Source organism: Rhizobium sp. BK619 (assembly GCF_014195245.1).
Taxonomy (GTDB): Bacteria; Pseudomonadota; Alphaproteobacteria; order Rhizobiales; family Rhizobiaceae; genus Rhizobium; species Rhizobium acidisoli.
This window is the reverse complement of record NZ_JACIBH010000013.1, coordinates 139,967-160,327: the sequence shown is the minus strand read 5'-3', so window position 1 is coordinate 160,327 and position 20,361 is coordinate 139,967. Positions and strand designations below refer to the sequence as shown.

Annotated in this window: 16 protein-coding genes; 12 read left to right on the top strand and 4 right to left on the bottom strand. The window is 58.9% G+C overall.

All coding sequences use genetic code 11. The features are described 5' to 3' along the window. Nucleotides 1-52 precede the first annotated feature (52 nt). From FHX14_RS24445 to FHX14_RS24405, 9 genes are all read left to right on the top strand, one after another. Nucleotides 53-1,258 carry an FAD-dependent oxidoreductase gene (locus FHX14_RS24445; protein ID WP_184379230.1) on the top strand — a complete coding sequence of 402 codons (1,206 nt, stop codon included), beginning with the start codon at nucleotides 53-55 and terminating at the stop codon, nucleotides 1,256-1,258. Then, nucleotides 1,255-2,088, top strand: a complete 834-nt coding sequence (locus tag FHX14_RS24440) for a sugar phosphate isomerase/epimerase (RefSeq protein ID WP_184379228.1) — start codon at nucleotides 1,255-1,257, stop codon at nucleotides 2,086-2,088. The genes FHX14_RS24445 and FHX14_RS24440 overlap by 4 nt, the downstream gene beginning before the upstream one ends. A gap of 187 nt (nucleotides 2,089-2,275) precedes the next feature. Further along, nucleotides 2,276-3,928 carry an EAL domain-containing protein gene (locus FHX14_RS24435; protein WP_003593698.1) on the top strand — a complete coding sequence of 551 codons (1,653 nt, stop codon included), beginning with the start codon at nucleotides 2,276-2,278 and terminating at the stop codon, nucleotides 3,926-3,928. A gap of 70 nt (nucleotides 3,929-3,998) precedes the next feature. After that, nucleotides 3,999-4,490, top strand: coding sequence for a hypothetical protein (locus FHX14_RS24430; protein WP_184379226.1), 492 nt, complete (start codon nucleotides 3,999-4,001; stop codon nucleotides 4,488-4,490). Then, nucleotides 4,487-5,659 (top strand): class I SAM-dependent methyltransferase, encoded by a 1,173-nt coding sequence (locus FHX14_RS24425; RefSeq protein WP_184379224.1) that lies wholly within the window; start codon nucleotides 4,487-4,489, stop codon nucleotides 5,657-5,659. The genes FHX14_RS24430 and FHX14_RS24425 overlap by 4 nt, the downstream gene beginning before the upstream one ends. Next, the gene (locus FHX14_RS24420) at nucleotides 5,656-8,013 is read left to right on the top strand and encodes a SpoIIE family protein phosphatase (RefSeq protein WP_054183374.1); all 2,358 of its coding nucleotides are present in this window, start codon (nucleotides 5,656-5,658) and stop codon (nucleotides 8,011-8,013) included. Before FHX14_RS24425 ends, FHX14_RS24420 begins: the two co-directional genes overlap by 4 nt. Before the next feature lie 3 nt (nucleotides 8,014-8,016). Then, nucleotides 8,017-8,577 (top strand): hypothetical protein, encoded by a 561-nt coding sequence (locus tag FHX14_RS24415; protein WP_003593691.1) that lies wholly within the window; start codon nucleotides 8,017-8,019, stop codon nucleotides 8,575-8,577. Between the two features lie 7 nt (nucleotides 8,578-8,584). Beyond that, nucleotides 8,585-8,923 (top strand): hypothetical protein, encoded by a 339-nt coding sequence (locus FHX14_RS24410; RefSeq protein ID WP_003593689.1) that lies wholly within the window; start codon nucleotides 8,585-8,587, stop codon nucleotides 8,921-8,923. A gap of 838 nt (nucleotides 8,924-9,761) precedes the next feature. Continuing rightward, nucleotides 9,762-10,409 (top strand): hypothetical protein, encoded by a 648-nt coding sequence (locus tag FHX14_RS24405; protein WP_184379221.1) that lies wholly within the window; start codon nucleotides 9,762-9,764, stop codon nucleotides 10,407-10,409. A gap of 303 nt (nucleotides 10,410-10,712) precedes the next feature. On the opposite strand, the gene FHX14_RS24400 is transcribed toward FHX14_RS24405, so the two are convergent. Both FHX14_RS24400 and FHX14_RS24395 read right to left on the bottom strand, forming a co-directional pair. Beyond that, nucleotides 10,713-13,496, bottom strand: a complete 2,784-nt coding sequence (locus FHX14_RS24400) for an EAL domain-containing protein (protein ID WP_184379216.1) — start codon at nucleotides 13,494-13,496, stop codon at nucleotides 10,713-10,715. Between the two features lie 382 nt (nucleotides 13,497-13,878). Further along, the gene (locus tag FHX14_RS24395; RefSeq protein WP_246713445.1) at nucleotides 13,879-14,349 is read right to left on the bottom strand and encodes a hypothetical protein; all 471 of its coding nucleotides are present in this window, start codon (nucleotides 14,347-14,349) and stop codon (nucleotides 13,879-13,881) included. Between the two features lie 229 nt (nucleotides 14,350-14,578). Between FHX14_RS24395 and FHX14_RS24390 the strand changes: the two genes are divergently transcribed. Both FHX14_RS24390 and FHX14_RS24385 read left to right on the top strand, forming a co-directional pair. Further along, nucleotides 14,579-16,069 carry an AAA family ATPase gene (locus FHX14_RS24390; protein WP_184379212.1) on the top strand — a complete coding sequence of 497 codons (1,491 nt, stop codon included), beginning with the start codon at nucleotides 14,579-14,581 and terminating at the stop codon, nucleotides 16,067-16,069. Nucleotides 16,070-16,249: 180 nt separating this feature from the next. Next, the gene (locus FHX14_RS24385) at nucleotides 16,250-17,035 is read left to right on the top strand and encodes an Ig-like domain-containing protein (protein ID WP_184379210.1); all 786 of its coding nucleotides are present in this window, start codon (nucleotides 16,250-16,252) and stop codon (nucleotides 17,033-17,035) included. A 49-nt stretch (nucleotides 17,036-17,084) separates the two neighbouring features. Here the strand turns inward: FHX14_RS24385 and FHX14_RS24380 are convergent, their stop codons facing one another. Beyond that, nucleotides 17,085-17,585, bottom strand: coding sequence for a GFA family protein (locus tag FHX14_RS24380; protein WP_184379208.1), 501 nt, complete (start codon nucleotides 17,583-17,585; stop codon nucleotides 17,085-17,087). 585 nt (nucleotides 17,586-18,170) lie between these two features. Further along, the gene (locus tag FHX14_RS24375; protein ID WP_184379206.1) at nucleotides 18,171-19,067 is read right to left on the bottom strand and encodes a LysR family transcriptional regulator; all 897 of its coding nucleotides are present in this window, start codon (nucleotides 19,065-19,067) and stop codon (nucleotides 18,171-18,173) included. 150 nt (nucleotides 19,068-19,217) lie between these two features. On the opposite strand from FHX14_RS24375, the gene FHX14_RS24370 reads away from it, so the two are divergent. After that, complete coding sequence (locus FHX14_RS24370; protein WP_184379204.1) at nucleotides 19,218-20,234, top strand: zinc-dependent alcohol dehydrogenase family protein; 1,017 nt, start codon at nucleotides 19,218-19,220, stop codon at nucleotides 20,232-20,234. The last annotated feature ends 127 nt before the right edge of the window (nucleotides 20,235-20,361 follow it).

Here is a 20,361-nt window from a genome sequence, read left to right as displayed (position 1 = left end):
CGTTGGTTTTTATGTCCTCACGAGCGCCGGCCGCTCTTTCCACGGAGAAAACATGGACGGTATCGTCATCATCGGTGCGGGCGAATCTGGCACCCGGGCAGCCTTTGCGCTGCGTGAAGCCGGTTATTCCGGGCCCGTCACGCTGGTCGGAGCCGAGCCTCATCTGCCCTATGAACGGCCTCCCCTGTCGAAGACCCTGAACGATGCGGTACAGATGAAGCTGATCTGCGCGGCGGACGCGCTGGAAGCGGGCGGCATTGCCTATCTCAGGGGCCTGTCGGCCGCCGAGCTGGATGCCGGAGCCGGAACGGTTGGTTTGGGCGACGGACGGGTGCTGCGCTACGACAAGCTGCTTCTGGCGACCGGCGCGCGGCCGAGACGACTCACTTGCCCCGGTGCAACGCATGCACTCGACTTCCGCACCCACACTGAGGCCGAAGCGATCTTCTCCCGTGTTGCGCCGGGCCGGAGCGTGGCGATCATCGGCGCCGGTCTGATCGGGATGGAACTTGCAGCGGTGCTCCGTGGAAAGGACGTCGCGGTCAACGTGATCGAAGCCGCACAGAAACCTTTGGGCCGCGCCGTCCCTGCCCGCTTTGCCGAAAAGCTGCACGCCAGGCATGCTGCGGAAGGTGTGCGCTTTCACCTCGATCGAGGCGTGACGGCAATCGGCGACGGCGGCGTCACCCTGACCGATGGCAGCCTGGTGCATGCCGATCTCGTCGTCAGCGCGATCGGTGTGGTGCCCGACATCGCTTTGGCGGAAGCAGCGGGACTGGCCACCGGCAACGGAATTCTGACGGACGCCTGTCTTCGCACCAGCGCACCAAACGTCTTCGCCGCAGGCGATTGCGCGGCGGTGGCTGAGCCGGGTGGCGGACATGTTCGCTATGAAAGCTGGCGGAACGCCAGGACGCAGGCCGAAACCGCGGCGCGAAACATGGCCGGCGGCGCCGAGACTTTTAGCGCCCTCCCCTGGTTCTGGTCCGACCAGTACGATCTCGGCCTCCAGGTGGCAGGACTGCCGCAGCCCACCCATCGAACCGTCCAACGTTCGACCGCGGAAGGCGAGCTCGAATTTTACTTCGATGGCGGGCGCCTCGTGGCAGCCGCCGGCCTTGGCATCGGCAATAGCCTCGCCAGGGACATCAAGCTTGCCGAGATGCTGATTGCCGCAGGCATCAGCCCCAGCCCCGCAGAACTGGCAGACCCGGGCGTAAACCTCAAAATGCTTCTGAAGAGCGCGCGGGCCGCATGACACAGAGGCTGCTGATCTTCCAATCGCTCTGGGCCATGGAGCGCCGGCACACGGATGGGATCGAGCGCACACTCGACGAGAACATCGCGATGATCTCCGCGGCGGGCTTCGACGGCATCAGCGCGCATTACACCAACCGCGGCGATGTCGTTGCCCTCAACAAGGCCATCCGGGGCACTGGCCTGAAGATCGAGGGTGTCTGCTTCCCTTGTTGTATCGACGATCTGCGCCTGCCGCTGGAACTGGCCGCGGAGTTTCCGGTCAGCCACATCAACCTGCAACCCGATATCCGCCCGCGCCGTGTCGATGCCTGCCTGCCGCTTCTCGACGGCTGGATGCGGCTCGCTGAAGATGCCGGCATTCCCGTGTTCATCGAAACGCATCGCGACAGGATGACTGCGGACCTGTTCTTTACACTGGATCTGCTCGATCAGCGCCCCGACCTGCCGCTGCTGGCCGACCTGTCGCATTTCCTCGTCGGCCGCGAGTTCGCCTTTCCGGTCGATGAGGAAAACCACGCTCTGATCCGACGCATCCTGGAGAACGCCCACGCATTTCACGGCCGGATTGCCTCGCGTGAACAGGTGCAGATCGAGATCTCCTTTCCGCACCACCGGCCCTGGGTCGATCTCTTCCTCGAGTGGTGGGAGTATGGTTTTCGCCACTGGCGATCCCGCGCCGCCGAGGACGCCGAGCTGATCTTTACCTGCGAGCTGGGTCCCAAACCCTATGCGATCACCGGCAGAGACGGCAACGACTCGACCGATAGATGGGCTGAGGCCCTTACGCTGCGGCAGCTTGTGCATGAGCTCTGGCCTGCCACCGCCTGACATCAGCGTCCCGATCTGCAAATCCCCTGTTGGATCAGTGCAGTGTGCCCAAAATCGTAAGCCTGTCGGCAGAGGTTTGGGATTGTTAATCAGGGGTGCCTAATGTAAATCTTGACGTGCACAAGTTGTGCGACAGTTGATTTGCTACGATATCTGGTTAGGACACTCGACTGGGAGAGGCCCGAAGATGCGGAAAATTCGTGCGGCCAGCTCGGCCCTCGGACAAACACAGACAGAAGCTTCGACTTCGATCGACCGGCTTTTGTTCTTTGACCGCGACTTCAATCCCGTCGAGAATTTGCTGGGCAATGAGCTGCCTGCATCCGTCAAACCGGCCACGTCCCTTTGGGAGCATTTTCCACAGCTGGACAAATCGGCGATTACGCTCGCTTTCCGCTCCTTGGATGACAGTGCCCAGCCGTTGCGAATATCGGGCGATCTGGGCGGGCCGGGCGCACACGGGCTGACGATCTATCGGATCGGAGAGCTGTTTGCCGTGGTTCGCTCCGATGAGCTTGTCGACGATGAGCGCGCGACCCTTCTGCACCTGGCGACCCACGATCCGCTGACGGGACTGCCGAACCGACGCCAGTTCAGCGACGATCTTGCTGTGCTGCTGCAGGAGACCGCAGGCTCGGACGAGACCCTGTCTCTGATGCAGCTCGACCTTGACGATTTCAAGCCCGTCAACGACACACTTGGGCATCCAGCCGGTGACAAGCTTCTTCAATTTGCCGCAAGGCGTATTCAAGACTGCCTGACCAGCGATGACCGAGCCTACCGACTGGCCGGCGACGAATTCACCGTTATTTCCAGGGGCTCGGGACATCCGGCCAAAGCGCATCGGTTGGCGGAAGCCTTGGTTGCCGCATTCAAAAAGCCTTTCACGATCGATGGCATCGCGGTGTTTGTTGGCACCAGCATCGGCATATCCACCGCTCCTCCGGATGGAACCAATCCGGAGCAGCTGATGAAGGCGTCCGACCTCGCACTTTATGCCGCCAAGCAAGACGGGCGCGGCCGGGCAAAAGCCTTCGATGCCGCAATGCTTGAGTTGCTGGAGCAACGCGAATTGCTGCGCCGCAGCCTGCGCATGGCGTTGGATCAACAGCAATTCTTCGTCGAATATCAACCCCTTGCCGAAGGCAGCCGCATCGTCGGGTTCGAAGCGTTGCTGAGATGGCACCACCCGCTACTTGGAAAAATTCCACCGGCGGCATTCATTCCGATGGCCGAGGCCGATGGAATGATGCCTGACATCGGCGCATGGGTTTTGGAGCAGGCATGCCGCGAAGCGATGAAGTGGCCTGAGAATTACATCGTGGCCGTCAATGTCTCGGCGGCGGAATTCTTGACGAGCGGCCTGACGGATCGCATATCGCAGACGCTGGACCTGGTCGGACTTCCGCCCGAGCGTCTGGAGCTTGAGATCACCGAAAGCGTGCTGCTTGAGCGCACCGTCAATAACATCGACACCCTGAATACGCTCAACGTGCTGGGGATACGGATCTCGCTGGATGATTTCGGGACCGAATATTCTTCGCTCAGCTATCTCAAGACATTCCCTTTCGACACGATCAAAATCGACAAATACTTCATCACCGATCTGGAAACCGATCCGAAAAGCCAGACGATCGTCCGCTGCGTCGTCAACCTCGCACATGGCCTCGACATGCAGGTGACGGCCGAAGGGGTCGAGACGCCGGCTCAGGCGGAATGGCTGCACAGTGTGGGCTGCGACAGGCTTCAGGGCTATCTGGTGAGCAGGCCGCTTCCGGTCGAGGCGATCGGCGAATTCATCGACCGGGCTGAAACATCGGTGAGCCACGCGCTGGTATAGCAAACGAGAGATATTTCGCCGTGCTTTTTTGAGGGCATCTGACGCTCCAGACAAACTGATGGAGGCTGTATTGGAAGAGCAAGCATCTGGCTTCGATGACCACCCATTGGCGCCGATGGTATCGCTGGAACTGAATGTTGCGACGTTCAAATCTCAGTGGCAGTTTTGCGACAGGATTACCGAATATCTCTCCGACATTCTCGGCCAAGGTCACAGCGACCCGGCTCGATATTCGAATTTTCTTTCCGTCGCGGCCAACGAACTCGTTGAACTTGCCTTCCGCTCGACGGGTGAGCCGGGAAGGATAAGTTTCAGTCTCTATCGTGGCGCGACGTCCAACCGGCTGAGAATTGCCTTTGCCCGCGAGGACCGCGAAAGCACTGGCATGGGGCCAAGTGAACGCCAGCCTCTCCCGGGCGCCGGGCCTGAGCTGAAGTCCGACGGGGCGATTTTGCTCAAAGATCTGGCCACCATATTCCGCGCCGCTATCCGAATTGAGCAAGACGGTGCTGACGGAATGCAGATCATCGCGGATTTCCCCGCGGCCGAGGATTTCCAATGAACCTGCTTGCCCGCCCCTTCACCGTCCATTTCGATCCGACAAATCAGGAACTGCTGCTGTCCGGCAAGATGCGGCCCGAAAGTGCAAACGAGATTGCCGATGCACTCAGGCTGGTGCGGCAAAGTTTGGAAAAATACAGCGGCGTCGTTTACCTGAACGTCAAACGTCTGACGCACATCAACATGACGGCCTTTACAGCTCTTTCCGATATTCTGACGGCGCACTGCCGGACCAGGCCGGAACGGAAGATCGTCATCATTACGTCGAGCGTGGTGGCCTGGTCGACCTCATTGTTCCAGACCTTGGCGACATCACAGCCAAACCTTTCGGTAGAAGTCTATGATTCGGCGTTTTATCCGGGCCAGACCTTTGTCGAGGATGAGAGCTTCATTCCCATCCTGCGCACCCAGACGAAAATGACATGGAGGCACGAACGCGAGCTGCTGCCGCGCCACGGCCTGCGCAACGGTCTTGTCATGGCGGATATCTGTTGCGGAATTGGGGATTTCGCCGCTTTGGTTCAACGGGAATTCAAACCCGAACGGCTGGTGGCGCTCGATCATTCCGTACGCAGCCTCGACTATGCCCGCAGGGTCGCCGCCGACTTCGATCTGCAGGGGATCGAGTATACCTATGGCGACGCCTCTCAGATGCTGCTTCGGGACAATCAGTTCGACTTTGTGACCTGCCGGCATTCGCTGCAGATTTTCAACCGCCCCGAGATGCTGCTGCGCGAGCTTTACCGCATCTGCAAGCCCGGCGGCCGTGTCTACATCACCAACGAGAAAAATTCGCATTGCCTGGGCGAGCCGCATGCGGAAACGATCAAATGGACGTACGAGGAAGTCGCCAAGCTGTTCAGGCACTTCGACATGGATGTCGAGATGGGGCCGAAAAGCCGGCATCTCCTTGCCGATGCGGGCTTCGATGCCATCAAGGTCGATTGCTTTATGGTGACGAACCTCGACGGGGATCCTCAGGACTTCGCCGACATCATCGAAGCCTGGGAAAATGTCTATGCCGGTGAGATGGCGGTCCGGCGCGGCGACTCGGTGGATTTTATCCGCAGGTTCCGGCAAGGGTTCAAGGATCACGTCTTTGCCGCCCTTCACCCCAAAGGTTATGCAGGCTGGCCGATCTGGGCGGCTTCCGGGCGAAAGCCACAATGATGGAGGGGCGATCACTGAAAAGACCGGCAGGAATAGGCTTTCGGGCAAAGTTCATCCTGGTCGTCGGCGGAGCCGTCCTCTTCGACCTGCTGGTCAGCGGCGGGCTGGCGCTTTGGAACGTTCAGAGGCTGTCGCGCGACGCAACGCTCGAGGTCGGCCAGGGTCTCGAAGCGGCAAGCCAGGAGTACATCCGCACCTATGCGGATTCGACCGCGTCACAGGTGAGTTTGCTGCTGCGGCAGGTTCATAGCGACGTCAGTACGCTCGCCGGCGTGCTGCAGGCGCAGATCGACGATCCCGCGCGCAATTCGGACGTCGGCGCGGCAATCTCCCGCACATCTCCCGGCAGCGTCAGCCTTTCCTACGATCCGCAGGGGAAGTGGTCTCAGAACGCGCCGGGCTCGGTCTCGGTCGTGAGCGTCTGGGGTTACCTGCTTGGACAAGACCGGCAGCCAAGGCCGGACGTCGAGAGCGATATCCGCACGAGCGCGGTTCTGGATCTTGTTGCGCCGAGCCTGCTGCAGCACGGTGCTTCGAAGCTGCAGATGTATTACATCGGCTCGAAAGAACGGCCGATCTTCAGAACGGCGCCCTATACCGACCAGGCCCAGACCTTCGACCGCCTTTATCCCGGCCATAACGAGGCCAATTTCTGGGACTTCTTTTTCCCCGGACTTTACGAATCCTGGCAGGGCTGGGCCAAGGATATGAAGACGCGGCCGGTCGCCGACGACATCACCCAGACAGCGCCTTATACGGACGCCATTACCGGCAAGCTGATCGTCAGTTTCTTTCATCCCCTATGGACAGCCGACAGGCAGGATGTGGCCGGAACGGCCGGTGCCGACATCACACTCGATCAGCTGGCGCAGACGGTTGAAAATGTCAAAGTCGCCCAATCCGGCTTCGGCTTTCTCGCCATGTCCGACGGCAATGTCGTCGCGATCAACAGCACCGGCGAAAAAACCCTCGGCCTGCGGTCCGCAAGCGGTGCGAGCGGAACCGGCGTGACCGGCCTGGAGCGCTCCCTGAAGGGAAGCTCCCAGCCGGCGATCGCCAAACTGGCCCTCGACCGCGAACAGGGCATCCAACACTTGCTGTTGCAGCAGGACGGCAACGAGGTTCCCTATATCGCTATCGTGAAGAAACTGCCTGCGACCAATCTCTGGGTCAGTGGCCCGGTTCGGCAAGAGGCGATGCTGCTTGGGGTGGTCGTGCCCGAGCGCGAAATCGATGCCTCGCTCTATGCGGCCCAGGCCAAGATTTCCGAAGCGACGAACCGGATCGTCCTCTATCAAATTCTGGCGATCCTGATGTCGCTGCTGATCGTGACGATCGCGGTCTTTGCGGCCTCGAAACGAATAACCAGCGGGATCAGCGCCTTGGCCGGTGCTGCCAAACGCATCCAGGCGAAGGATTATTCGGTCAGGGTGGCCATATCGAGCAAGGATGAAGTCGGCGAAGCCGGTGAAGCCTTCAATCGCATGGCCGAAGAGATCAGCTATCACACCGAAAATCTCGAGCAGCTCGTCGAAGAGCGCACCGCTCAAATCGAAGATGCCAAGGAAGAGATTTCGACACTGAACGCACAGCTGCAGCGAGAAAACAGACGTCTTGGAACGGAGCTCGCCGTCGCCGAACGAATCCAGCTGATGGTGCTTCCGCTGGATCAGGAGCTCGAGGACTTTCAGGCGCTCGAGATCGCCGCCTATATGAGACCTGCGGAAGAAGTCGGCGGCGATTATTACGACGTCTTGAAGAATGGCAGCCGGCTGAAGATTGGCATCGGCGACGTCACCGGACACGGGCTGGAAAGCGGCGTGTTGATGCTGATGGTTCAGTCTGTCGCCCGCGCCCTGCAGGAAGCCGGCAACACCGATGCCGTGGAATTTCTGACACATCTGAACAGCGCCCTGTTTAAAAATATCGTCAGGACGAAAATCGATAAGCACCTCACTTTGGCGTTTCTTGACTACGACGGAAAAGAGATGATCCTGTCGGGACAACACGAGGAAGTTGTCGTTGTCAGGGCGAACGGCGAGGTCGAACGCATAGACACCATGGATCTGGGCATACCGATCGGGCTGGAGGCCGATATCTCGGCCTTCATCAAAACCCGTGAAATCGCGTTCGAAAAGGGGGATCTCATACTCTTGCATACGGATGGCGTCACGGAAGCCGAAAACGACGCCGGAGAATTGTTCGGCATGGACCGGCTGTGCTGCGAAGCCGTTCGCCTGAGGAATCTGAGCGCTGAGAAAGTCGTTTCCGAAATCGTGGCGACACTCATGCTCTTTATCGGATCGCAGAAGATCTACGACGACATCACGCTTCTCGCAGTACGGCATAGGTGAGACATGGCGCCAACGGTATTCGGCATCGAATCTCTGACTGACATAAGCCTGGATTCGGGCACGCGCCTCACCTTGACCGATGGACCGCTTCAGCTTGGATGGAAGCACTCGGGCATGACGGCCGACTTCATCGCTGAGGTCATGGCGCTACCCTTTTCGCGTTCGAAAAAAGACTACATGCAGGCGCATCATGACATCGGCTACCTCAGCAACGAGCTGATCGAAAACGCCGTCAAGTTTCGACTGCCGGGAGAAATCCTCATTGAAGCCGGCATATCCGAGGGGAGCTTCTTGATACGGGTAAAGAACACCATCGACGGCGCGACAGCCTCGCGCTTTCAGCAGCTGCTGCATCGCCTGCAATCGAAGGATCCCGGCGAACTTCTTCTTGAGCAAATCGAAACCAACGCCATATCGTCTGCAAGCGGTTCCGGCTTGGGCTTGCTGACGCTTTTAAGTGATTACGACGCAAAAATGGCATGGGCATTCGAAGAGAATAATGATGAGCATATTATCCTGACGACGACTGCAGCCGTGGCAATGCCGCCCTCCTCCAATCCGTGAGCGAAGAATGGAAATCAGCGACGAAAACTTCCGTGTATGGGCGGAACAGAACGAAGTCTATTTCGACGGCGTCTTCCGGCTGGCCGGACCGGACGCCTATGCACCGATTTATTCCTTGATCTCAGGCCTGCTCCACGACGGGCACAAACAGGTGACGTTCAACCTGACCGGTCTCGAGTTCCTCAATTCCTCCGGCATAAATCTCCTGGCCAAGTTGACGATCGAAGCCAGAAAAATGGGCGACTTGCTGCTCATCGTCAAAGGCACGCACCAATATCCCTGGCAAGCCAAATCCCTGCCGAACCTTAAAAAGCTGCATCCGCTTCTTGATTTGCGCTTGGCGTGAGTTGGGGGCGAAGAACCTTCTCTCCCTCAGCCGCGGCGTGTCTGCGTCTCAAGGCGCTACCTCTCTGCCCTCATTCCTGTGCTCGTCACAGGAATCCAGTGCGCCCAAGTCCTTGGGCGCGAGAGACTTTTCCATTGCGATTTGATTCATTCACGGCGCGGACGCGCCGTGGCTGGATTCCTGTGACGAGGACAGGAATGAGGGATGAGAGGTAGTGCACCGCATATTGCGACCGGCCTGCGGTCATGCCCCACCAAAACGATCCGTCCGCGTCGCCCCCAGGTTCGCCGCGTCACAGATGCTCATCAGGCACTCACCTCTCCTCCTTACCAGTCCTCGGGCTTCGACCGAGGGATGTCACAGGAATCAGCCGCGGCGTGTCTGCGTCTCAAGGCACCTAACTCTCTGCTTTGTGCCGGGGAGTTTGGCTGAAAAGCCAACCCCACTCTCCGTCTTCCTCGGCCTTGAGCCGAGGATCCATGCCACGAGTGCCGGTGGGTGCGGTGTGGATGCTCGGCTCAAGGCCGAGCATGACGGAGGGCGGGGTGAGCACAAAGAGCTATTCACGGCGCAGAGCCTGCCGTGGAATGCGATCCACCAACCGAACCAAACAATACCGGCACCTCGGTCGTACTGACTTCATGAGGATGTTTCATCGGGCCGGCACACCTTTCCACCCTCATCAAGTCAGCTTAGCCGGCGTTTCTTCTAAGACCATAGCCGTGGCCCGGCACCAGACCTCAGTCCGATGTGCAGAATGCGATCGCGGTTTAATCTTTAACAACTGCTTACGTCGTGAAACTGCACGGCGCCTATTGATCTGATCCGGAGGAAAACGATGCGGATAGCAACCTTAGCGTCTCTGGCTGTGCTCTCGCTGGCTCTTGCCGCAGGCCCGGTCACGATTGCCGGTATCGATATGGCCGCGCTGGCGAAGGACGGCGGAAATGGTGGTGGCAATGGCGGCGGCAACGGTGGTGGTAACGGCGGCGGCAATGGTGGCGGCCATGGAAACAGCGGCAGCCACAGCGACAACCAAGGCAGAGGTTCAACCAATAGCGGCTCCAAATCGACAGGCTTGAAAGGCAAATCTTCCGAAGCGGAAGGCAAGTCGAAGTCGGCAAAAACAGACAGGGTCACAAAAGAGAAAAACCTTTCGGCGCAGCTTGCGGGCCTGAACTCCTTGAAGCGGAATTACAGGGCGTTGATACATACCTCGGACCCACGCATGACGGCCATCTCGGCCTATGCAGTGGCTTATGCCCAGTATGAAATCGACAACGGAATCGAGCCCGCAGCGACCGATCCTCTGCTCGGGGATGCGGCGCTGGAGGACGCATTGGCTTCCGCAACGAAATCCGGTCAGGTGAGCCCGGCGGTCCTGGCTGAAGCGAAGACCATTCTGGGCGTGGGCGATGCGAACGGTAAGATCGATCAAATCCGCACCTCGCTGGAAAACGCCGCGCCGGCGACGTCAGACGAATAGCCACCAGTGGGTTGCGTGAGGTGCGCAGCTAATCGGTTATGTTGCGCACCAGACTATGAGAGCATTTCCGTCTTTGTTTAAGTAACGGAATGCTCTCTTTTTTTGAGCAATTTCTGGAGATTGAGGGGGCAGCCCCTCATCCGCCTGCCGGCACCTTCTCCCCGCTTGCGGGGCGAAGGGGATATGCGGCAACCTCTCCGTCCCTCGCCAACGTCTCGCAGGGCGAGTCCTCGCCCCGTTTACGGGGAGAGGGTTAGGGTGAGGGGCAGTTATCGGTGCGAACCGGACAGGCGTATCGCCGCCTCAAGCCGCCTTCTCAACCGCCGGCTCGCCCATCGCCTGCGGCTTGCCGAGCAGGTAGCCCTGCGCCTCGTCGCACTGCTCTTCCAAGAGCGTGTCGAGCTGCGCCTGGGTTTCCACGCCTTCGGCGAGCACCGGCACCTCAAGGCTGCGGCCAAGGGCCAGGATGGCGCGGACGATTGCTTTTGATTGGGGGCTAGTTTCGACCTCGGCCATGAAGCTCTTGTCGAGCTTGATCTTGTCGAACGGGAAGGAGCGCAGCGTTTCCAGCGACGAATAGCCGGTGCCAAAATCGTCGATGGCGATCGAGACGCCGAGCGCCTTGATCTGCCGCATCGTCCGCAAGGCCTTGTCCTTGTCGACGATGATCGAGCTTTCGGTGATCTCGATTTCGAGGCGCCGCGGGTTCAGACCGGTTTCCAGAAGGATCTCTGATATGATGGCGGCCATATCGGCATGGCCGAGCTGGATCGGCGACAGGTTGACGGCGATCTTGTGACCGTTGTTCCAGCTCGCCGCCTCGCGGCAGGCTTCCCTGAGCACCCATTCGCCGATCGGCAGGATCGCGCCGCATTCCTCGGCAAGGCCGATGAAATCCATCGGCGGGATGTTGCCGCGTTCATGATGCCGCCAGCGCAGCAGAACTTCGTAGCCGGTGATCTCGCCCGTCCGCACCGATTTCTGCACCTGATAGTGCAGATGCAGCTGGCTGCGGTCGATCGAGGCCCAGAGGTCCTTGGCGAGCGAGCGGCGGCGGCGCGCATGCTCGTCCATGGCAGCCTCGTAGAAGCAGACCTTCTGCAGCAAGGATTGTTTGGCGCGGTACATGGCAAGGTCGGCATTGGCGAGAAGACCGTCGACGCCTGCCGCGTCGCTCGGATAAACCGCCACGCCGAGGCTGGCGCCGGTCTTGATCTCGAAGCCGTCGATCGTGACCGTTCCGGTCAGCGCGCCTTCCAGCCGTGCGATGAAATCGTGGAGCGCGCTCAGCTCATCGAAGCGCTTGGTCGCCGCGAACTCGTCTCCGCCGAACCGGGCGATGAACTCGCCCTCCTGCCGCGCTTCGTCAAGACGCCGCGCCAGCTCGACAAGCACCTTGTCGCCGGTGCCGTGCCCGTGCTGGTCGTTGATCTCCTTGAACTTGTCGAGATCGATACCGATGACGGCGACGTTGCCCCTCACCCGGTCGGCGATCATCATTTCCTCCGAGACGCTCTCGCCGAACTGCAGCCGGTTCGGCAGGCCCGTCAGCCCGTCATGCTTGGCAAGGAAGGCGACCTGCTCCTCGGATTTCAGCCGATCGGTGATGTCTTCGAAGGTGACGACCCAGCCGCCATTGGGCAGGATGTTGACATTCTGCTGGATGGATATGCCGCTTGGATATTTGTGAACCGCGCTGCCGGCGCCTGATCTGATCAGCGCCATGTTCCTGGTATAATGCGCCTCGGCCCGCGCGGCCGCCTCGTCGGGATCCTCCGTATTGGCGGCATAGCCGATGTCGACGATCTCACGGTAGACCATGCCAGGACGCACCGATCCCTCGGGGAATTTGAAGATTTCCAGATAGCGTTTGTTGCAAAGCAACAGGCGCTCGTCCTTGTCGAACATGCAGATGCCCTGCCCGATATTTTCGAGCGCGACGTCGAGATTGCGGGTGACCTCCTCGATCCGATCGGCATCCGCCTTCTGCTTGCTGTTGTCCTTGGTGATCTTGGCATAGCCGATCAGTTCGCCGGCCTCGTCATAGATCGGGTCGATGACGACATGGGCCCAGAAGGAGGAGCCGTCCTTGCGGTATCGCCACCCCTGGGCCTCGAACTTGCCCTCAGTGCGGGCGGTCTGAAGCGCCCGCTGCGGGAGGCCCTTCCGGCGATCCTCCTCAGAATAGAACAGCGAGAAATCCTTGCCGACGATCTCGTCGGCGCTATAGCCCTTGGCGCGCTCGGCGCCGGCATTCCAGTTGCTGACCTTGCCATCCGGATCGAGCATGTAAATCGCGTAGTCGGTCACCCCCTGCACCAGGAGCTTGAAGTTGCGCTCCGCCCCGGCCGTCTTGGCCTGCGAGCGCACGGCGAAGATGGCAGCCGCAAAACCCGCCGCCAGCAGCGAAAAGGTGACGGCGGCGATCGTCACCGCCATCAGCGCCGGCGAAAGCAGCATGGCGGGATTGAGCGCCGTGATCCCGGGAATGACCGTTATCCCGGCCATTGCGGTGAAATGCAGGGCAACGACGCCAAGCGTCAGGAGAACCGTCGGCGCCAGCTTACCCAACGTCGACCGGCCGCTCCGGCCGGCAAATCGAAAGGCAGCGACCGAAAACGCCACGCCGAGAACGACCGAGGCCGTCACGAAGCCCGTATCCCACGAGATTTCACCGGGGAATTCGATCGCCAACATGCCGGCGAAATGCATAGACCAGATACCGACGCCGAAGAGCACGCCCGCCAGGACGTTCGCCACCCATCTATCATAGGCGATCTTGGCGGCAACCGCCGCCGTTGTCGCCACGATCGCGACCAGCAGCGAGACCAGCGTCAATCCGGCGTGATAGCCGACGACGACACCGGGATCGTAGGCCAGCATGGCGATGAAATGCGTGGCCCAGATGCCGAAACCGCCCGCCGCCCCCGCCGTCACCAGCCACACCCACCGGACCGCGCCATCGGACAAGGTCGCCCGATGCAGCAGAACGAGCGCACAATGGCTTGCGAGAAAGCAGATCAGACCCGCAAGCCCGACCAGCGTGAGATCATGCTGCTCGGTAACGCACGTCAGAACGGTAAACATGGAAGAGGCCCTCGATTTCAGAGGGCACGCTAATCAGCGGTCGCTTAAGGAAGGTTGAAATCAATGGGGCGGCCGGGTGGTATATCGAGGTTGTCTAGTCAGGTTGTGAGATTGTCGTTTATGGTCGGTGTCTTGGTATGGTGAATGGATTTGCGCGGTGATCGCGCCGGTCATCGTGATGTCGTTTGAACTTCTCACCCCTGGGCTCCCCGCAAGATCAATCGCTGGGGCTTCGACAATCAGCGACCATAGAAGTTCTGTGCGACCACCGCGCTATCCGATTGGGCATTTCAGCCCTATAGGACACGCAAATATGTCCGCAAAGCTATACTTTATCGACAGATTGATGCGGTCTTACTCGTCAGCGTAGCGATACAAACGATCAAATGCTCGCCTTGGTTCCCACAAACCAAATGACGCTGGAAGTGGCTATTAGAAAGCAGAGTGCTGAGGCGAAGAAAAGTAGGGACCGCCAGTAATTCATTCGTTCAGCGGTCTCGATGCTCAACAAAATTTTTCGTCTGCCATCCATCATCTTCCAACTCGTGTCCCAATCCGCTTTCAATGCGTCATCCAGATTGGGGCCGTCTTTAATCTCAAGCAAGAAATCTCGGGTTGCCTGGCTCTTCTCTCTCTCCAGAATGTCCCCATTGTAAATCATGATTACCATCTTCGAACCAAAGGCGAAAATGAGCCCGAGGAAATATATCCACATCGGGAAAGTGGGAATTGGGAACTTAATATTCGAGATCATTCCGGCAACGGCTGCAAGGCTTGCCGTAAGCGCTGTCCCGTTTGCCCCGAAGAGAATTGCAGTATCGTCTTCAACTTTGAAGAATTTTACCGTTGCCATTTCCATCCCATTCCAGCTTCTGACTCCACCTTACCGCCCTCCTACTGAGAGTCTAAACGAATAGAGAGGCGAAACCAGCACCATTAAAGAAACCAATCCGCTTCCTATTCCGTGAGAAAGGTTAGTGGATATAGTTTACTTGCATGGCTCATTACCATAAGTTGCACGGATGGCAAAGCGAGCATTACCGCATGCTGGAAGCGAAGGTCTCTCATCTCTAGGAGCACGGATGTACGACGGCCCCGCTTTTATACGCGAACTTTCAATCGACAACTTCCGCTGCTTCTCTGCGGAGACGATCAATTTGGCGGTGCCAAACGGTAGCCTTGGCAGCGGTCTAACCTTGTTTGTCGGGAACAACGGAACAGGGAAGACATCGGCCCTTGAGGCATTAGACTACCTGTTCGGCGGACGATACAAAGCCGAAAATAAGCTGAGCATCAAAGACTTTAACGACTTCGTGAAGCCCATTTCAATAGCGGGAAAAACCGATAGGTTTAGCATCAAATCAGAATTGGAATACTACAAGGGGAAATACTTCAACTGCGTAGGGTTGAAATTCTCTGCCGAACCGAGGGACAGGAAGCAGCCGGGCAAACTGTTATCGTCGACAATTTCAGCGAAAAGCCATTTCTCATTGGACGAGAACGCCTATTACAACGAAAGCGACGGACAGCCCCACCTGCAAACCAGGACAGGCGACACAAAGAACGTGGACCCGCGCGAACTAACGCTCGACACGGGCAAGGTCGGTCCGAACGGCGTCAACGTCTTCTACTTTGACAAGAACCGCGCCCGCCATCTGGTAAGCGGCACGTACCGTACAACATTCGATGCGATCTGCGATGATCTGAACTGGCGATACCAGAAGAAGCTCCGCGAGGAAGAAGCGAGCGCGGATTACGCTTCTAAGGTCACAAAGGAAGTTTTCGTTTGGGCGCTGGACACGGCGCAGAAGGGAACGGGTGCCAAGTTAAGCGAACAATTCAGTGATTTCTTCGACAATGCCCATTTCAAGAACCTCAGATTAGAACTGTTGTCCCTATTGGAGCCGTTCTCGTCGGCTTTTCTTGCTGTCCGGGCCGAAGACCAAATCCAGCAAGTCACAACTCGGAGCCTTGGTTCGGGTGTCGAACTCGTCTTGGCCTTGCTGCTTCAGCGTCTACTTTCCGACACGGCAAAGGGCGACAAGATACTGCTGATAGACGAACCTGAGATGCACTTGCATCCGACTGCCCAGAAGAAGCTGGCCGACCTCCTGCTTGAAGAAGCCAAGACCAGCCAAATTGTCGTCAGTAGCCATTCCCCATATTTGCTCCAAAGGCTGGTGAAATTCGGAACGACGAATGTGTTTTCGTCCACAGCAACGGGCGGGATCGAAGTGGAACAACAAGCAGGCGGAGGCCTGTTTCCATGGAGCCCGTCGTTTGGCGAGGTCAATTTCAAAGCCTTCGCCATGCCGACGGTGGACTTCCACAATGAGTTGTACGGCTACCTTCAAGACAAGCACAATCTTCTAAAGTGCGAAGACGTTGACCGCTTCTTGTCGGGCAAAGGCATTCCGAGTGACCATATATGGGTGCGCGCCGGGAAGTCGCAAACAGTTTCAGAATGCACATACGTGCGCCACTGTATTCACCATCCCGAAAACACAAGCAACCCGACCTATAATGAGGCGAAGCTAGACGTCTCCACCAAGAAGCTGATTAGCGCCCTATGAAACTAGCCGTTAGCGGGAGCCGCCGCCCAGCCAGCGCCGTTGTTTTCGGTCGCGCCGGTATTTTCTATGCCCGTGATTGTATCGACGGCCGCCTATCCACCTGATGATAGGGCGTCTCATAGGTTGCAGGCAATCCTTTTATCTGTGATCCTGAAGAGCATGATTCACTAGGAGCAACCGATGGCTGCCAGTATTAAACCTATCGCGACCGACGACTATTTCAGCTTCTACGAGAGCGATACGATTTCCGGTAACCTTCTCGAAAATGACGATGCCGGCGCCAACGGCCACAAATTTCTGCGTTTCTTCGACAACGAGAATGTCTTGGCGAAAAACGCGAACCAGATCACCGATATCGCAGGAGACTACGGAGTATTCCATGTAAAAGCCGATGGCTCTTACACATATTCGCTCAATGACGACGCGCGCCTTCTGCTGTTTGCCGGCAAAATCTTCACCGAAAACCTCTCCTACAAAATTTCTGACGGTGCGGGAAATGCCGATGTCGGAAAGCTCAATTTGGAGATCAAAGGCGATCCTTTGACGTCCAACCAAATGCTGCTTGACTTCGAAGACCTCCCGGTCGGCACAACGGGAACATTCACTTATCACGGACTGCTATTCAAAAACGCAACCGTGGTGCAGGCTGCAGATGGCGGGAAAGAGATCTTCTTTCAGGGTGACGGCGACAACTCCGGAATTTACGCATTAGATGACGTGAAGCTCGTGGAGTTCGATTTTCACGATGGCGATGGCCTCAGCACGACTATCCCAGTGCTAAATGGCATCAATGACGGTTCATACCACCCACAAATTTCTGAGTACTATGACGACCCTTTCATTGGGCATATCGTGGTCGATGCTAATGCATTCACGGAAATGCACTTTGGCACCAATTTTGCGGGCACCGCTTATGCCTACCTCGACAACATGATACTGCAATACGACAGCGGAATTATCGCTTAAAACGTGGACTTCCCAGGAGCTTCGAAGCACGAGGGCTGCCGCAATAGCCTCAGCCGTCACGCCCCCTCACCGCCCATGAGGCGGTTTCGTGATCCGGGTGCTGGTTGTTGCTCTCTTTGATTGCCGCGGCCCAGTCGGCGCCGTTGGTTTCAGTCGCGCCGGTATTTTCGATGCCGGTGATCGTATCGAACCATGACACCATGTTTTCGGTGCAGGTATTGGCATGCGGCGCGAAGGCGTTCGGATCGTCAAGCGAGCCAATCATCAGGTTGGTGCGGCCGTTTTCGAGGTGGTGGAAGAACAATGGCGTGCCGCAATTGGCGCAGAAGCCGCGCTCGACAAGTTCCGAGCTCTTCCAGATGCCCGGTTTGCCGCGTGTCCAGCTGAGCGCATCATCGGGCGCGGCGACCAGCGCGGCAAAGATGTTGCCCGAGGCTTTCTGGCACATCCGGCAATGGCAGAGATGCGAATTGTCGAACATCGCGGTTGCGTGGTAGCGCACGGCACCGCACTGGCAGCCGCCGCTGAGCTGCATCTCGATGCGTTTCATTTTTTCTCCTCCTTCAAGAGGTGGGTTGGGCTTCATCTCTTTTAGGTTGTCGTTTTTTCATCGTCCAGCCTGGCCGGCGATTGCAGTTCGGTGAATGCAAGAAGCATGGTTGGAGCGTGTCCTTCGAGGCTCCGCCCTATGGGCTGCGCACCTCAGGATGAGGGAGGTTGGAGGGTGCCGCGCCGTCATCGCAGGCATTAGAGGGTGTCGCACCAGCGCCCAAGAGAGCCTCATCCTACGTTGCCGTTGCTGTATAATGCGGCTGTGCGGCGGGGATGCGTGTCATCCTAGGGTTTTGAACTCGCGCCTCAGCGCCGGAGGCTGGAGCCTCGAAGGTCGAGGCGGGTGCTCGGCGGCAGAGGGATGCAAAGGAGCAGCGTTGGAGCGTGTCCTTCGAGGCTCCGCCCTCTCGGGCTACGCACCTCAGGATGAGGGAGGTTGGAGGGTGCCGCGCCCAATTACAGGCGGTTGGAATAGCGTGGTTTGGTCTCGCCTGCTGTTACGCCGCCGCTCGCGCGGCCTCCAAGAGAGCCTCATCCTAAGGTGCCCCGCAGGGCCTCGAAGGACGGGGCGGGTGTGACGGCGTCAGAGATTCCTCTCCCGAAGCGCGTCCACAATGACGGAGAAGGCCGGGAGGTTCTGCCGACGGCTGGGGTAATAGAGGTAATAGCCGGCGAATTTGGGGGTCCAGTCTTCGAGGAAGAGTTGGAGACGCCCGTCCGCGATGTGCGTTTCGACATAGCTTTCCGGAACAAAGGCGATGCCGTAGCCTTGAAGGGCTGCGCCGACCATTTCGCGGTCGGTGTTGAAGGTAAACTGGCCCTCCACCCTCACCCGGACCTCCTCGTTGTTCTTTTCGAATTCCCAGGCGTAGAGTCCGCCCACCCGGTCGAGACGCCTGTTGATGCAGTTATGATGCATCAGCTCCTGCGGTGTCGTCGGCACCGGTCTTGTCTTGAAATAGTCGGGGGAAGCGACGGCCACCAGACGCCAGTCCGGCCCGATCCGCACCGCAACCATGTCCTTCTCCAGGCTCTCGCCAAGACGCACGCCCGCATCGAAGCCATCCTCGACGATGTTGCGGAAGCTGTTGTCGACGCTGAGTTCCAGCTTGATATCCGGATATTCCCCCAGGACGGGGGCGAGCTTTGGCCAGACCACGCTTTCCATCGCGTGGTTTGAAAGGGTGATCTTGACGGTGCCGGCCGGTTTGTCGCGATAGGCCATCAATGCCGCGATATCCGCCTCGATTTCGGAAATGCGCGGTGCAAGCGATTGCCGGAGGCGCTCTCCGGCCTCCGTCGTCGCCACGCTCCGCGTCGTGCGGGTGAGGAGCCGCAGCCCCATGCGCGCTTCGAGTTCCTTGACGGCGTAGCTCAGCGTCGACTGCGCCACTCCGAGTTTTGCCGCGGCCCTGGTGAAGCTGCGCTCCTCCGCCACCGCCAGGAAGAGCAGCAGCTCATTGAAATTCTCGCGGGCCACGGTTGATGTCTCCAGTCATTCCGATCCGGCGTCATTAATAGCCGATTTCGATAAGTCCATGCAAATTGCAACGGCTAATCGGAGTTATCGAATAGTGCTATCCATCCCCCAAAGAATGAGACGGGCATTCCGCCCGGACAGGAGATGATTATGCTCGGCACCGTCCTTCGCGCCCCCGGCGATATCCGCTGCGAGGAAGTCGCGGAACCCACAATCCAGAAACCCACCGACGCGATCATCAAGCTGTCGGCTTCCTGTGTCTGCGGCTCCGACCTCTGGCCCTATCGCGGCCTTCAACCGATAAATGCCCCGCAGCACATGGGGCACGAATATTGCGGCGTGGTCGTCGAGGTCGGCAGCGAGGTCAGGACCGTTCGGCCCGGCCAGTTCGTCGTCGGCTCGTTCTGCCTCTCCGACAACACCTGCCCGCATTGCCGCTATGGCTTCCAGTCGTCCTGCGAGCATCGTGAATTCATGTCGGGCGCGCAGGCGCCCTATGCCCGGATCGCGCTTGCCGACGGCACGCTTGTGGCGACCGACACCATGCCCTCCGACGACCTGATCCCCAGCCTGCTCGCGGCTTCTGATGTTCTCGGCACCGGCTGGTATGCGGCCGACGCCGCGCGGGTGACGCCGGGATGCACAGCGGTCGTGGTCGGCGACGGCGCGGTCGGCCTGATGGGCGTGCTCGCGGCCAAACAGCTTGGCGCCGGCCGCATCATTGCGATGAGCCGCCACAAGCAACGCCAGGACCTCGCGCTCGAATATGGCGCGACCGATATCGTCACCGAGCGCGGCGACGAGGGTGTGGCCAGGATCAAGAAGCTGACGGGTGGCGTCGGCGCGGATTCGGTGCTGGAATGCGTCGGCACCGAGGAGTCGATGATGCAGGCGATCAATGCCTGCCGCCCCGGCGGCTCGATCGGCTATGTCGGCGTTCCCCATGGCGTCAGTCTCGACGGACAGATGCTGTTCTTCACACAGAAGAACCTGTTGGGCGGCCCTGCCCCGGTGCGCCGCTTCCTCCCGCACCTGATCGATCTCATCCTGTCGCGCAAGATCAACCCCGGAAAGGTCTTCGATCTCGAAGTGCCGCTCGCCGATGTCGCCCAAGGCTACAAGGCGATGGACGAGCGCTCGGCAATCAAGGCGCTTCTGCGGATGTGACGTCCGGATTTCGGATCACACCGAAAACTTAGCCGTCAGAGATTTCGAAATCGACGACGCCGGCATGGCTTGTCGGCGCGACCCTGGTCGCCGGAACGGCGGCGCGCAGCCGTCGCCCGGCGCCATG

Bases quoted from the DNA above. Each gene is read 5' to 3' on its own strand.
- FHX14_RS24395 (WP_246713445.1), bottom strand. From the start codon at position 14,349: ATGGCAACGGTAAAATTCTTCAAAGTTGAAGACGATACTGCAATTCTC.
- FHX14_RS24435 (WP_003593698.1), top strand. From the start codon at position 2,276: ATGCGGAAAATTCGTGCGGCCAGCTCGGCCCTCGGACAAACACAGACA.
- FHX14_RS24405 (WP_184379221.1), top strand. From the start codon at position 9,762: ATGCGGATAGCAACCTTAGCGTCTCTGGCTGTGCTCTCGCTGGCTCTT.
- FHX14_RS24400 (WP_184379216.1), bottom strand. From the start codon at position 13,496: ATGTTTACCGTTCTGACGTGCGTTACCGAGCAGCATGATCTCACGCTG.
- FHX14_RS24445 (WP_184379230.1), top strand. From the start codon at position 53: ATGGACGGTATCGTCATCATCGGTGCGGGCGAATCTGGCACCCGGGCA.
- FHX14_RS24410 (WP_003593689.1), top strand. From the start codon at position 8,585: ATGGAAATCAGCGACGAAAACTTCCGTGTATGGGCGGAACAGAACGAA.
- FHX14_RS24415 (WP_003593691.1), top strand. From the start codon at position 8,017: ATGGCGCCAACGGTATTCGGCATCGAATCTCTGACTGACATAAGCCTG.
- FHX14_RS24390 (WP_184379212.1), top strand. From the start codon at position 14,579: ATGTACGACGGCCCCGCTTTTATACGCGAACTTTCAATCGACAACTTC.
- FHX14_RS24425 (WP_184379224.1), top strand. From the start codon at position 4,487: ATGAACCTGCTTGCCCGCCCCTTCACCGTCCATTTCGATCCGACAAAT.
- FHX14_RS24420 (WP_054183374.1), top strand. From the start codon at position 5,656: ATGATGGAGGGGCGATCACTGAAAAGACCGGCAGGAATAGGCTTTCGG.
- FHX14_RS24385 (WP_184379210.1), top strand. From the start codon at position 16,250: ATGGCTGCCAGTATTAAACCTATCGCGACCGACGACTATTTCAGCTTC.
- FHX14_RS24440 (WP_184379228.1), top strand. From the start codon at position 1,255: ATGACACAGAGGCTGCTGATCTTCCAATCGCTCTGGGCCATGGAGCGC.
- FHX14_RS24380 (WP_184379208.1), bottom strand. From the start codon at position 17,585: ATGAAACGCATCGAGATGCAGCTCAGCGGCGGCTGCCAGTGCGGTGCC.
- FHX14_RS24370 (WP_184379204.1), top strand. From the start codon at position 19,218: ATGCTCGGCACCGTCCTTCGCGCCCCCGGCGATATCCGCTGCGAGGAA.